Annotated in this window: 9 protein-coding genes; 5 read left to right on the top strand and 4 right to left on the bottom strand. The window is 48.2% G+C overall.

From position 1 onward, the window contains the following. Positions 1-849: TDT family transporter (locus CAG64_RS13990; protein ID WP_161489324.1), on the bottom strand; the 849-nt coding region annotated here is incomplete at its 3' end. 98 nt (positions 850-947) lie between these two features. Then, complete coding sequence (gene clcA / locus CAG64_RS13985) at positions 948-2351, bottom strand: H(+)/Cl(-) exchange transporter ClcA (RefSeq protein WP_021705171.1); 1404 nt, start codon at positions 2349-2351, stop codon at positions 948-950. Positions 2352-2832: 481 nt separating this feature from the next. On the opposite strand from clcA, the gene CAG64_RS13980 reads away from it, so the two are divergent. Together CAG64_RS13980 and CAG64_RS13975 are read left to right on the top strand one after the other, a co-directional pair. Then, complete coding sequence (locus CAG64_RS13980; RefSeq protein WP_161447581.1) at positions 2833-3819, top strand: CobW family GTP-binding protein; 987 nt, start codon at positions 2833-2835, stop codon at positions 3817-3819. A 189-nt stretch (positions 3820-4008) separates the two neighbouring features. Then, the gene (locus CAG64_RS13975; RefSeq protein WP_161447579.1) at positions 4009-5871 is read left to right on the top strand and encodes a potassium transporter Kup; all 1863 of its coding nucleotides are present in this window, start codon (positions 4009-4011) and stop codon (positions 5869-5871) included. Between the two features lie 45 nt (positions 5872-5916). Here the strand turns inward: CAG64_RS13975 and nifJ are convergent, their stop codons facing one another. After that, the gene (gene nifJ, locus CAG64_RS13970) at positions 5917-9195 is read right to left on the bottom strand and encodes a pyruvate:ferredoxin (flavodoxin) oxidoreductase (protein ID WP_161447578.1); all 3279 of its coding nucleotides are present in this window, start codon (positions 9193-9195) and stop codon (positions 5917-5919) included. 99 nt (positions 9196-9294) lie between these two features. Between nifJ and CAG64_RS13965 the strand changes: the two genes are divergently transcribed. The 3 genes from CAG64_RS13965 (at position 9295) to tatA (ending at position 11906) form a co-directional block, all read left to right on the top strand. Beyond that, on the top strand, positions 9295-10746 hold the full coding sequence (locus CAG64_RS13965; RefSeq protein ID WP_161447575.1) for a sensor histidine kinase: 1452 nt from the start codon (positions 9295-9297) through the stop codon (positions 10744-10746). After that, positions 10736-11434 (top strand): response regulator, encoded by a 699-nt coding sequence (locus CAG64_RS13960; protein ID WP_161447573.1) that lies wholly within the window; start codon positions 10736-10738, stop codon positions 11432-11434. The genes CAG64_RS13965 and CAG64_RS13960 overlap by 11 nt, the downstream gene beginning before the upstream one ends. 238 nt (positions 11435-11672) lie before the next feature. After that, complete coding sequence (gene tatA, locus CAG64_RS13955) at positions 11673-11906, top strand: twin-arginine translocase TatA/TatE family subunit (RefSeq protein ID WP_161447571.1); 234 nt, start codon at positions 11673-11675, stop codon at positions 11904-11906. Between the two features lie 72 nt (positions 11907-11978). Here the strand turns inward: tatA and ylqF are convergent, their stop codons facing one another. Beyond that, entirely contained in the window at positions 11979-12923 is a 945-nt protein-coding gene (gene ylqF / locus CAG64_RS13950; protein WP_021705178.1) for a ribosome biogenesis GTPase YlqF, read from the bottom strand. Positions 12924-13264: the final 341 nt, after the last annotated feature.

The raw sequence follows: 13264 nt of genomic DNA, 5'->3' as shown, positions 1-13264 counted from the left end.
CATCCAATGCCATTGTGGGTGGTATTCTTGAAAGAACGTAGTGAGTCGGAACATTGCCACGGCGCTGATCACGGACGGAAAGGTGACGGCAGCAATGGAGGGTTGAAACTTGAGCTTAAGCAACCTGAAGTAGCATAGGTAGATTAACAACGTCATGGTAATCGCTATCCCAGCCAAAGCGCCCGTTAGAATCGGGTCCGGTTCAGGAAAGTTTACCAAGTAAGTCGCTAAAGTCAGGTTAATGGGGGCCGCCATGATCGCTAAGGTAGGGCGGGCGCGTCTGGGAAGCATGCCGAGAAATACCAGGCGATACAGAACCACTGGCAACATAAAGAAGTAAATAGTGATACAGGTTTGAACGAGCGTTTCGGAGAATACCGTGTGCTCGAACTGGTTACCAGCCAGCGAGCTGCTGATCAGGCCGACTGGATATAGAAACCAACTGGGGACGATATTCGCCATTTTGAAGTTGAGTAACTGAAAACTGAAAAACAGCAGCATCATGGTGAAATGCAGAAGAAGCGCGGCAAACCAGATCGGGTAAGCAATCGCCGGTGAAATCACCGCCAGATAATCACACAAAATCAGGATAGCCATACTCATTGGCGCCATTAAGCTTCCGCTCAGTGGATGACGAATATCTGCGAGAAAAGTCTGATAACTGGTAAAGTATTTGAGTAAGACTGGGATCAGGAGCAGGGCACCAAGCGCAGCAAGATAAGGGCGTATCAGTGTACCCACTTCAGGTACATAGAGTGACCAGGCCTGACCAAGACCTATCATACCCAGTGCAAGGGCTGCCTGAGAAGGGGGAACATTTTGTACACGGATCAGTCTGCGCCAGTTCAATTACAACTCCATTAAGAACTTATACTTCGAAAAGCACTGCCCAATTCCTTTCAGACAGTGTGGCGCGAATAATACCAAGTGAATGATATAACTGGCAATCACCCTTGAGCTTCGGTTGGGACATCCTCCTGTCGCAACTTCTCATTTTTCAGAGTTCGGTGAAGTAACTGGCTATAAATCGGCTGTCCGCCCAGCATCTGGGCAAAAATGACGGCGCCGAGACTGGTAATGATGAGCGGTAGAATCAGGTAATAGTTGTTGGTCATTTCAATAACCAGCAAAATTCCAGTGATGGGCGCACGCACGGTCGCTGCAAACAGGGCACCCATGCCCGCAATGGCAAACATCCCTGGCTGAATGTTCAGCTCAGGTAACAGTGTACTGGCGATAAGGCCGAATGCGTAGCCAAACAAAGTGCCAAGTGCCAGCATTGGGGCAAATACACCGCCGGGTGCGCCTGAGCTAAAACAAATCATAGTGGTAATGATTCGGCCTAAAAACAACAGCAACAGCAATCCAGCGCCATATCCTCCATTGGTGATATTTGGGATGAGGTCGATACCGCCTCCAGTGAGCTCGGGCATGTAGAGCAACATCAGCCCGAAACAACCACCAATTAGTGAACCTGTCAGCAGGTAGCGTTTGCGGTCATTCTTGTGGACACGGATAAACATATCCTGAGAGAAGGTCACCAAGCGGTTAAAGATGACACCAAATACACCAAAGAGGGCGCCCAGCAACAGAAACAACCATAGTGCGGGCAGTTCTGGCGCATGATACTGAGGCATCGTGATCACGGCATCCTGGCCATTGATGTAGCGAAAAACAATATTGGCTGCAACCGCGGAAATGATTACCGCGCGGATAGAGATCAATGAGTAGCGGAATTGCGGACGCATCTCTTCAACTACGAACATGATGCCGGCCAGTGGCGCGTTAAATGCGGCCGCCAGGCCTCCTGCGGCCCCGGATGCCAGTAACGAATGTCGTGTGTCGTCGTTTTTAATCCGGAAAAGGTCGGTGACCATACGACCGATGGCACCGCCCATCTGTACTGTCGGACCTTCTCTTCCCAGCACCATCCCTGAGCCTAACGCGCCCATGCCGCCAAAAAACTTCACCGGTAAAACGCGCCACCAACGTACCGGGCGCATGCCATCCATTGCCCCTTCTATTTCAGGAATACCGGAACCTGCGGCTTCTGGAGCAAAACGGTGGACCAGATAGTAACCAATAAATGCCAGAGTGGCGGAAATTAAAAATGCCGCAAGCCATAGAGGAAGGACGCTGCCAATTTCACTCTTCAACCATTGAGTGCGGGTTTCTGAGACAAAGTGAACCGCGATTTCGAAGTAAGTGCCGACCACACCGGCCAAAATACCGACCAGTAATGCCATGAGAAGAACGGAAACTGGCGTTTTATCTTTTGAGAGAAATTGATTGATGGCATCTTTAGGAACATGCGCTAACAGGGAATGTTTTAACTTCTCTCTTTTGGTCATAAAAGGAAAAACCTCGAAATGGGATGGGGCAGAAACGACGTGCTTGAAATTATACGCCTGTCATCAGGTAACTATAGTTGTAAAGATGGAATATTGATTTGCATATATGGTGAACAAGTATTCTTCAAATGGATATTTTAAGCATACAAAATGATGCATGGATCACATTCTCAGCTTGCACTTTTCTGGTTTTGAACCATAGTTAATTTGTAAGGCATCTGAACCGACTCGCAGGGAGGATACAATAGCCTTACCTAAAATTTGGATGGATTCAAAAAACTCATTTCCATAGCCTCGTATCTTGATTGGGTCGCACCAACAGACTTCCCAATCCGCAAACTCACGATTGAGTCACGAGGACAAGGCGCACCATGATGTGCGCCTTTTCGTTTGCGCTGAATTTTACTGACCCCGTGTAATAATGAGCTGCTTGCTGCGGCTTATTTCCGTTATACTCAGGGCGTTAGTTAAGGAGCGTAACATGACCGTAAAAGTACCCACCAATATCATCACCGGCTTTCTTGGCGTCGGTAAAACCACCGCTATACTGGAACTATTAAAGAACAAACCACAGGATCAAAATTGGGCCGTTCTGGTTAACGAATTTGGTGAGGTTGGTATTGACGGAGCGATGATGACTGATCAGGGCGCGATGATAAAAGAAGTGCCTGGTGGTTGCATGTGCTGCACGGCAGGTGTGCCGATGAGTGTCGGTATCAATGCATTGCTGCGTCAGAAACCAGACCGTCTGTTGATTGAACCAACTGGGTTGGGTCATCCGAAGCAGGTGGTTGCGACGCTTACTTCTGCGCAGTACGAAGATTATGTTGATCTGAAAGCAACCATTGCGCTGGTTGATCCGCGTAATCTCAGTGATAAAAAGTATACCTCAAACCAGAACTTCAATGATCAGCTGGATAGTGCCGATATCGTAATAGGGAATAAAGTGGATCAGTGTGACACCCATGATATCGATGTGTTCAATGATTGGGTGACTGATCAGGCTCCGCCAAAAGTTTTTAGCCAGTTGGTTAAGCAAGGGCAACTCCCTCTCGAACTGCTGGACATCGAACGAGTACGTGAAGGCGCTTCCGCCAAGGTAGAGGCTCATCATCACCATCATGCGCAAATGGAGCCTCAGTTTGAACTCCCACCAGGCCAGACATTCGTTAGAAAGGAAAATAAAGGTCAGGGCTATTTTAGCTGTGGCTGGTTGTTTGGCGCTGAATATCAGTTTGATTTTGACGAATTGTTTTCGATGTTGAGTGCACTAACGGCAGAACGTGTTAAAGCGGTGGTGAACACGGATAAGGGGTGCTACGCCTTTAATGTTGCAAACCAGGTCGTGTCGGTGAATGCATTGTCTTTGGAAGGATTTGAATCCCGTCTTGAAGTTATTGATTCACAGCTAATGCCATGGGAACAACTGGAAAATATCTTGCTCAAACTCGCCGGAATTCAGCGTTAGAGCGAATGGGAATGGCTGGTGAGTCGCGTCGGGTGGCTCACTGCCTGTTACTATGACATGGTTATTTTCTTCCAATCTTTATATCCTCTTTACACACTTCGTTTCTTTCTATTCATTTTCTTTGTATTCATCGGACTACCATGGCCGGATATTTTTCGGTAAGGAACGTGTTACCACACGTTAGGGTTCATGAAATACAATCAACAAAATAAAGTGCCGCTGGCTGTACTGGCGATCGGTATTGTTTATGGTGATATTGGTACCAGCCCGCTCTATGCAGTGAAAGAAGTCTTTTTTGGTTCCCATCCGATAGCGGTGACACCAGACAATGTGTTTGGCGTGTTGTCTTTGGTATTTTGGGCGTTCGTGCTCATCGTTTCATTGAAATATCTGTTGGTGGTGACTCGGGCATCACAGAACGGGGAGGGTGGGATTTTAACGTTGTGCGCCATCGCTCAACGACATGCGCCTGCGAAGCTAAGCTATGCTGTACTGCTACTTGGCTTGTTAGCGAGTGGCTTTTTCTTTGGTGAAGCGGTGATCACTCCCGCAGTATCGGTATTGTCAGCCGTTGAGGGCATTGCGGTTGTCGAAGCGGATCTGGCGCCTTACATCATGCCCGTTGCTATTGTGATTATTGTCTGCCTGTTTGCTGTGCAATCGTATGGGACGGAACGAATTGGCCGTGCTTTTGCGCCGATTATGTTGCTCTGGTTTATGACTCTGGCGTTATTGGGTGTGAAGGCCATTGGTCAGTATCCTGCAATCCTTCATGCACTGAATCCGAGTTACGCGGTTGACTTTATTTTATCTCACAGCCGCACTGGTTTGACGACACTAGGCCTGGTTGTGCTATCAATAACCGGAGTGGAAGCATTGTATGCTGATATGGGTCACTTTGGGATCAAGCCGATCCGAAAGGCATGGTTCGCTTTGGTTATGCCAGCGTTGCTGCTGAACTACTTTGGTCAGGGCGCCTACCTCTTGTCATCGCCGGAGTTCGGAAATCAGCCGTTTTACAACCTGGTTTCCAAGCAGTGGCTATGGCCGTTAATCACGCTGGCGACACTGGCTGCCATCATTGCGTCTCAAGCGGTCATTTCTGGGATTTTTTCTCTGACGCGCCAGGCGATGAATTATGGTTATCTGCCTGCATTGAAAATTGAACACACGTCTGTACGGTCACAGGGCCAGATTTACGTGCCCTTTGCCAATACGCTATTGTGTATCGTGGTCTTGTTTGTGATGGTTCGCTTTCAATCCTCGGCGAATCTGGCGGCGGCTTATGGGATCGCAGTGACGGCGATCATGTTGATCTCATCCTTGTTGACTCTGGTGGTAGCGTACTATGGATGGCAGTGGTCACTGTATCGAGTCGTGGCGTTTGGCTGTGTATTTATTTCGTTGGATCTTGTATTGCTCTCCGCAACCTTAACGAAATTTACCCATGGCGGCTGGTTACCGATGGTGATCGGTGGGGGATTGTTTACGGTAATGTATATTTGGCAACAACAACGGAGCAAATTGATTTTAACCGAGAAAAGCGAATTGTCGCTGGTGGCACTCTCATCGTCACTGGATGGTGAATCTATTCGTCGTGCTCCCGGAACGGCCGTGTATTTGTCACGAGAGACTCATCATGTCCCTCGTTCATTGCTACACAACCTCAAGTACAACAAAACGTTGCATGAACGCAATGTAATCTTAACGTTTCAATATGAATCGATCCCACAAGTGCATCCGTGCAAGCGAGCAGAAATTACACAGTTGTCTGACAGTTTCTGGCAGGTGCTAATCAGGGTCGGTTATCAGGAATCTCCCGATATCGAGCAGGTGATCCATTCATGTGCACTGAAAGATCTTTACTTACATCCCCAGGAAACGGTCTTTTTGATGTCGTCAGAGCGGATCAAATCTAAAGGTGGCGGCGTTTGGCACAATGTGAAAGTGAGTTTGTTTATTCTGATGAGCAAACATGCCCTTCGTACCTCTGAGCGTCTTCGGATCCCATCTGACCGGTTGATAGAAATGGGGGTGTATCGAGAACTGTAATAAAAGGCCCTTACGGGCCTTGTATTATTTCGCGAGTGTCGGCTCTTAGGTCACATTAGCCAGTAAATCCCAACCTCCGCCTTTTACCAGTGACCGTGTAACGTCGGCGCTGTGAGCCAAATCGTAACCATGTTCAATGCATGGTGAATAGGCCACCACGAGCGAGGGGCCTGTGTGTTCGCCCGCCGCTTTCAATGCTTTAATGGTTTGGTTCATATTGGCCCCTAGCGCTATTCGGGCAACAAAGATACCCGGTACCTGTTGGTACATCGAGATCAGATCTTTGGCACTTTGCGTATTAGGTTGTGAGCACAACTTGGCGGTTTTACCCTCAGGGGTAGATTTCGACTTTTGTCCCCCGGTATTGGCATAGCACTGGGTATCGAGCACCAGTATATTGATGTTTTCCCCGCTGCGCAGTACGTGATCCAGTCCGCCAAAGCCAATGTCATAAGCCCAGCCGTCGCCGCCAACCAGCCAGACCTGTTTTTCAACCAGATAGTTACTCAGCAGTTTCAGTTCGTCATGTTTGATTGTGTCGTGACAGAGCTGGGACTTAAGCGTTTCGATTTGCTGACGTTTCTCCTGAATCTGCTCTGATTGTATGCTGTACTGATGATCTGGCAGTTCCTGACTGAGCAGGTGAGTCGCACGTTGCGTGAGTTGCTGCACAGCCAACTTCATTCCAAGGCCAAACTCGGCATTGTCTTCAAATAGGCTGTTGGCCCAAGCCGGTCCACGTTGGTCTTGATCCTGACTGTAGGGTGTGGTCGGTAAGTTACCGCCGAATATCGAAGAGCAACCTGTGGCATTGGCGATATAGAGGCGGTCGCCGTATAGCTGGGTCAGAATGCGAATATAGGCTGTTTCGCCACATCCTGAGCAGGCATTGGGGTATTCAAAATAGGGCTGTACGGTCTGCAATGTCTTAACGTCGATCCTTTCTTGCAGGTGGACCGATTCGGAAGGCAGTTTCTCAAACTGCTGAAACTGGCGTTGCTCTAACTCGTAACAGTCCGATTTGGCAACCATCATCAAAGCTTTGTTCTCTGGGGTGTTCCGCGCAGAAGCCGGGCAGACCTGAGCACACAACTGACAGCCAGTGCAGTCGTCGGGTGAGACCTGTAAGGTATATTGAGAACCAGCATGTTGTCGTGATCGGTAAGGCATGCTTTTTAGTGGCTTCAACGTATCGCTATTGTGTTCGGCGGTGACGATCTTTGCTCTGATGGCAGTATGAGGGCAAATTGCAACGCAATAGCCACATTGCGTACAAAGATCCGGAGACCAAACAGGCAGTTCATCAGCTAGGTTCCTTTTTTCCAATCTTGCGGTGTTGGTTGGCCAGACACCATCGGCCGGGTATTGCGATACTGGAATGCGATCCCCTTTGCCTGCCAGCAACTGTCCTGTCAACGAGGTTACGCTAATGCTCAGCGGCATGGCGGCTGAATCCGGTGCAGGCTGACTTTGAGCCTCAAACGGGGATACATTCAGCGCTTTGACGCTGGCATCAATGCAACGCAGATTATTGTCTATCACCGACGGTTTTTTCCCTGCCAGACGAACCTGAGATTCGCTTTTGAGCTTATCGACCAGTGGTTGCCATTGACCCTTGCCCAGCAACATGATCAGCGCAACCTGCATGACGATGCTGGGTTTGTCTTTCAGCTCGTGTTCAGCAGCAATGCGGTCGGCGTCAATCGTCATCACTTTAATCTGATCCGACTGAATTTTGCATTGCAGTCCAATTGGTAAAGCATTCCACAGAGCTGCGCCTGTTAACGGAGTATTCAGCAGCAGCGTGCCTTTGGGCATCAGTTGCGCGGCGATGTCGCGTTCAACCAGCAGTTTCATGTGCGCCACAGAAAGCAAAGCGGATTGTCTTAGCGGATATGGAGCACGAATCAATTCTGGTGATAAGCGTAAATAGGTGGTGGTGATGTTGCCGGATTTTTTCGAATCGTAATCAAACTGGGCGTTTACTTGCCAGGAAAAGTGCTCACCGAGTGTGGTGATTGCATTTTTGCAGGCGCTAATGCTGCCATCCCCACCGTAGCCATAAACAATGGCAGTGCTGTCTAACGAGGAAGACAAAAATCGTGGAGTCACTGACGGTAAACTCAACTGAGTAATATCATCAAGAATACCAATAGTAAATTCGTGTTTCAGATACTCGTCTGGCAAGTTCAGCATCTCAAAGATCGCCTGAGCATCCTCCGGATAAAAAGCTTTCCCGGATAACCCATATCTCCCTCGGCACAGTTGCGCGGAGTTCCCTGACTGACTAACTGCTTGCAACACATCGAGATAGAGCGGCTCACCACTGCTGCCTGGTTCTTTGGTTCGATCCAAAACGGCGATGCGCTGGACGCTTGACGGCAATGCTTGCAAAAAGGCTTCGGTCGGAAACGGACGGTAAAGCCGAATGTTTATGACCCCAATCTGTTCGCTATGGCGACTTTGCTGTTCAACAAATGCCTGAAGTGTTTCAACCGATGACCCCATCGCGACCACTACTCGGGTTGCCTGAGGGTGACCACTGTATTCTACGACGTGGTACTGGCGACAAGTGTGATGGGCAAACTCGTTGAGAATCTCTTCCACGATCTCCGGTGTGCGCCAGTGATAGCTGTTTTGTGCCTCCCGACACTGAAAATAACTGTCTGGTCCGGCAGTAGCACCGCGTAGCGTAGGCCGATCCGGCGTCAGAGCACGGTGGCGGAACGCCAGAAGATCTTCTTCAGGGAGCAAGTCGCGAAGCTCTGTGCCTGGAACCGGCGTGACATTGCTCAGCGAGTGTGAAGTAATGAAACCATCAAAAAAATGAATAAACGGCAACCGACATCTCAAAGAAGCCAGATAAGCGACAAGTGCCATGTCTTGTGCCTCTTGTCCGTTGCTGGCGACCAGCATCGCAACCCCCGTTTGTCTTACTGCCATTACATCCGAATGGTCACAGAAGATCGATAATGCATGCGTGGCCAGGCTTCGGGCTGCGACGTGTATGACACAAGGTGTGAGTTCACCCACCAGCTTGTACAACGTCGGGATCATCAATAGCAATCCTTGAGAGGAGGTGAATGTGGTCGACAGGGCGCCACACATCGCACTGCCGTGCACCACCGCAATCGATCCGCCTTCAGATTGCATTTCAATCACGGTAGGTACGGTACCAAGCGCATTCGCTTTCTGTTGTGAAGACCAGCTTTCGCAACATTCCGCCATACTGGTACTGGGCGTGATGGGATACACGGCGATCACCTCACTCAGTTGATAAGCTATTTGTGCTACGGCGGTATTGGCGTCTGTAATCCAGTTCATAAATCAATAAACCTTATATTGCGTCGCAACCATTGCGACTTAACAGGAAAGTTGTATGATGCCTGCTTGGTCAGTTGTTTGAACCGACGAGAAACAGGTATGATTAAGACGCTAAAAGTGGCGAACATTCAAGAAGTGCATAAGGTTGTCGCAATGGCAACTTTGTATGGACTGGTGACGTTCGTGGGAGTGCTGTACCGCAGAGAAATGATTGAAACCGATGTCGCGATGTTGTTTCTGTTACTCAACATTTTAAGCGCATCATTGCTGAAGCCGAGAAATACGTACCTGATGACGATTGTCGGTATCGTGTCGTTTCACTACTTCATTCTGCCCGATTACAGTTCGTTCCGGTTTCAGAATGCGCAGCACATCATTACCTTTGCGGTCATGGCTTTTAGTGGGATATTCGCCAGCAATATAACACAGTCTCAGCGCAAGCAAATAGACAAAAACAAACGGCTGCAACATCGGCACAAAACCAATTATCAGCTCGCTCGCCATCTGTCCGCTTTGCAAACCAGCCAACAAATTGCTCAGGCTACCATTCAGTTTTTGCGCAAAGAACAATCGCTGGAGAGCCAAATTTATCTGGCTGAACCGAGCTGGCACCTGCTTACTGGCTCGAATGAGAACGCGTCGCCCAATGTGATAGGTTGGCTTAAAGAGCGTAAAACGCCGCCAGGAATGAACGCGTACTGGCTAAACGACAGCAACGAAACAATAGGTGTATTGCTGGTCGATGTGGACAAAGAGCTCACCGTTGATCCCTGGGTCATTTCACTGCTTAGCCTGTCTCTGACTCGTTCTCAAGCCACTCAGGCGCTGGCCGAGGTGGAAGCAACCAGTCGTATGGAAAGTATGCGCACAACGTTGCTAGCATCGGTATCGCATGATCTAAAAACACCACTTGGCACCATTATCGGTGCGGCAACGACTTTGCGAGACAGTAGCGTGAAGCTGGCTGATCCGGTGCGCGAGGAGTTGCTTATTTCCATTGCAGAACAAGGTGAGCGTCTGAACCGGAGCCTGACGAAGTTATTGGATATTACCCGTTACAGCGCTGGTGCTCTGGTACCGAAACGAGAATGGGTAGAACCTGAGGAAGTGATTGGCAGTGCGCTGCAGCGCTTGTCTGCCCGCGTAAAACATCATAAGGTGCGGCTGATCAGTGAACCGATGTTGGTCGAACTCGATAGCTTGTTGTTTGAACAAGTTGTGTCGAATCTAATTGAAAATGCAGCAAAATACAGCCCTGATCAAAGCGAGATCGAGATCAGAACGGATTACCGTGATGGACAGTTTGTGTTGTCAGTATCGGATCAGGGCAGTGGTATTCCTGAGGAGCAATTGACCAAGATATTCGAACGTTTTTATCGTCTGGAAAACTCTGCTGTGGACGGTACCGGCCTGGGATTGGCGATTTGTCAGGTGATTGTACAAGCTCATCATGGCGAAATTACTGCAAACAATCGCGAAGGGGGTGGCAGCTGTTTTTGTGTCACGATTCCCTGCAAACTTTATGATTTGAGAGAACTGTATGAACAGTGAAATCAAGATACTGATTATTGAAGATGAAAAGCCAATCCAACGTTTTTTAAATGTTTTGATTGCCGGTTATGACTATCAGGTCAAAATTGTAGACACTGCCGAACAAGGGCTACATGCGGTAGCAAACTGGAATCCACATTTGATTTTGCTGGATTTAGGCTTGCCTGATATGGACGGCATTACATTAACGCGCGAGTTAAGAAGCTGGACAGAGACACCCATTATTGTGATTTCCGCGCGCGAAAAAGAAGCGGACAAAGTTCAGGCATTGGATGCAGGCGCGAATGATTATCTGACAAAGCCTTTTGGCAGTGAAGAGTTGATGGCCCGTATTCGGGTGGCGATTCGCATGAGTAAATCTACTGATCAACAGGCGCCGGCTTCCATCGAATTTGGTGACATTGTTTTGGATCTGGCTCTACAACAAGTCAGTAAACAAGGTGACGCCTTAAAACTGACCAAAACCGAATACAACATATTGAAGCTGTTGGCAAAAAATATGGGCAAGGTGTTGACTCATAAGCAAATTCTCAAAGAGGTTTGGGGCAGTAATTATGTCGAGCACCACCATTACGTTCGTATTCACGTCGCTCAGTTACGTCATAAGATAGAGGACAACCCGGCTCAGCCACGACATATTATTACCGAGACCGGGGTAGGATATCGATTGGTCGAAAACAGTGGATGACAGATAGCCCGGTACGCCGGGCTTTTTTATTCCCAGTATTGGGTCTTTATACAATCTTTACATCTTGTCGGGTAATGCTTGCAACATGCATACAGACAACTTCGTACACTCAATTCAGGTTAAGAACGAAAGTGAGCTGGTGTGGTCTTTTAGTGGGATAAAGTCACTTCGGTTAACGGAAGGGAAGAGCCTGATTTAGCACGACAGGTCTGTCATGTAGTCTGCAGGAGGGGATAAGATGGGTGGAATTAGTTTGGGAAAACTGTTGATTCTTGGCTGCATTATCGCACTTGTTTTCGGGACAAAGAAACTCCGCAGTATCGGAGAAGATGCGGGTTATGCATTGCGTGCTTTTCAAAAAGCAATGCGTGAAGACGCTTCTCCGGCTCATGATGACCATTCTGAAGCGCCGCTTACCGGATCTTCGGAGAAAAGACATACGGATAAATCCAAACCACCTCATTACGGGTAACAATGAGGTTTAACTAAAAATCCCCTGTAACAAGCCAGGGGATTTTCTTTTTAAATTGACCGTCGTCTGTTATCAGCGTTTGTTTTTCAGGTAACGCTTACGACGCTCTTCTTTTTGTTTGGCTTTTTCTTCTGCCCGACGCGCTGCTTCAATTTCCACTTCAATCAATTCTTGCGTGATCATTTCCGGGCGCTCCAGTGTGATTTGCCCTAAGGTCCCGGAGCGAAGCTCGTGCAGCAGAATTTCGGAAGCTTTGTGCAAATCAACACGCCCACCCGAACGCAGAGCACCACGGCGGCGACCAATCTCTTCCATTAACTCAATATCGGATTCTGGCAGTTCTTCAATCTGGTAGCGTTCTTTAAGACGGTCTGGATAGGCTTCAGCGAGATATTCTACGGTGTAGAACGCCACTTCGTCGTATTCCATCGCCGTATCTTTGACGGCGCCCGTGGCAGCAAGACGGAACCCACTGTGAGGATTCTCTACTTTTGGCCACAAGATTCCAGGAGTATCAGACAAGACGATACCGTTTTGCAGATTAATGCGTTGCTGGCGACGGGTCACTGCGGGTTGGTTGCCCGTTTGGGCCACGGTTCTGCCTGCCAGGGTATTGATAATGGTCGATTTGCCGACATTCGGAATACCCATGATCATAGTGCGAATATTTTTTCCGATTTCTTCACGGTGTGGTGCAAGCTTACGGCACAGTTCCATAATCTTATGCACTTCTTGAGTGTTCGACGTTGTGATGGCCATTGCTTTGACATTTTTTTCTTGTTCAAAGTGGTCAATCCAAAGCTGAGTCAGCTCAGGATCCGCCAGATCACGTTTATTGAGTACCTTTACCACGGGCTTGTCGCCACGAAGCTGCGAAATCATTGGGTTTTCGCTGCTGAAAGGGATTCGGGCGTCCAGCACTTCAATGATGACGTCAACCTGAGGGATGGCCTCTTCAATCTCTTTACGTGCTTTGTGCATATGGCCCGGAAACCATTGAATTGTGTTATTAACCATTTGAAACTATTGCCTTTATATTTAATGGTTATGCAAGTGGAGAACGCCAAAAAACATCATGCGCTTTGGCTCACAGCCACCGCTGTTCAGATGTGACAATGTTAACATTTTATTGTTGATGCGGGAATCGGCGAATGTAAACGGGTTGCTGGAAGGTCACTTTTTGAACTTCGAATGGTTTATGTCAATTTGTTACTTTAAGTACGTCGTAATTGAGAGATATGAGTAAACTATAGCGCTGTATATTTGACATGAAATCAATTAATTATACCGACTTTACATTTATAATTTTAAGTTTTTTACACCTAAATTAAATATCACTTCATTAAGAAGTTAGAAGC

Origin of the sequence: Vibrio sp. V38_P2S17PM301 (genome assembly GCF_009904845.1) — a bacterium.
Lineage (GTDB): Bacteria > Pseudomonadota > Gammaproteobacteria > Enterobacterales > Vibrionaceae > Vibrio > Vibrio proteolyticus.
Note: the sequence above shows the minus strand (reverse complement) of the source record. Positions and strands in the feature narration are given on the sequence as shown.

Excerpts from the sequence above, each read along its gene's own strand:
- clcA (WP_021705171.1), bottom strand. The coding sequence starts at position 2,351 with ATGACCAAAAGAGAGAAGTTAAAACATTCCCTGTTAGCGCATGTTCCT.
- CAG64_RS13980 (WP_161447581.1), top strand. The coding sequence starts at position 2,833 with ATGACCGTAAAAGTACCCACCAATATCATCACCGGCTTTCTTGGCGTC.
- CAG64_RS13975 (WP_161447579.1), top strand. The coding sequence starts at position 4,009 with ATGAAATACAATCAACAAAATAAAGTGCCGCTGGCTGTACTGGCGATC.
- nifJ (WP_161447578.1), bottom strand. The coding sequence starts at position 9,195 with ATGAACTGGATTACAGACGCCAATACCGCCGTAGCACAAATAGCTTAT.
- CAG64_RS13965 (WP_161447575.1), top strand. The coding sequence starts at position 9,295 with ATGATTAAGACGCTAAAAGTGGCGAACATTCAAGAAGTGCATAAGGTT.
- CAG64_RS13960 (WP_161447573.1), top strand. The coding sequence starts at position 10,736 with ATGAACAGTGAAATCAAGATACTGATTATTGAAGATGAAAAGCCAATC.
- tatA (WP_161447571.1), top strand. The coding sequence starts at position 11,673 with ATGGGTGGAATTAGTTTGGGAAAACTGTTGATTCTTGGCTGCATTATC.
- ylqF (WP_021705178.1), bottom strand. The coding sequence starts at position 12,923 with ATGGTTAATAACACAATTCAATGGTTTCCGGGCCATATGCACAAAGCA.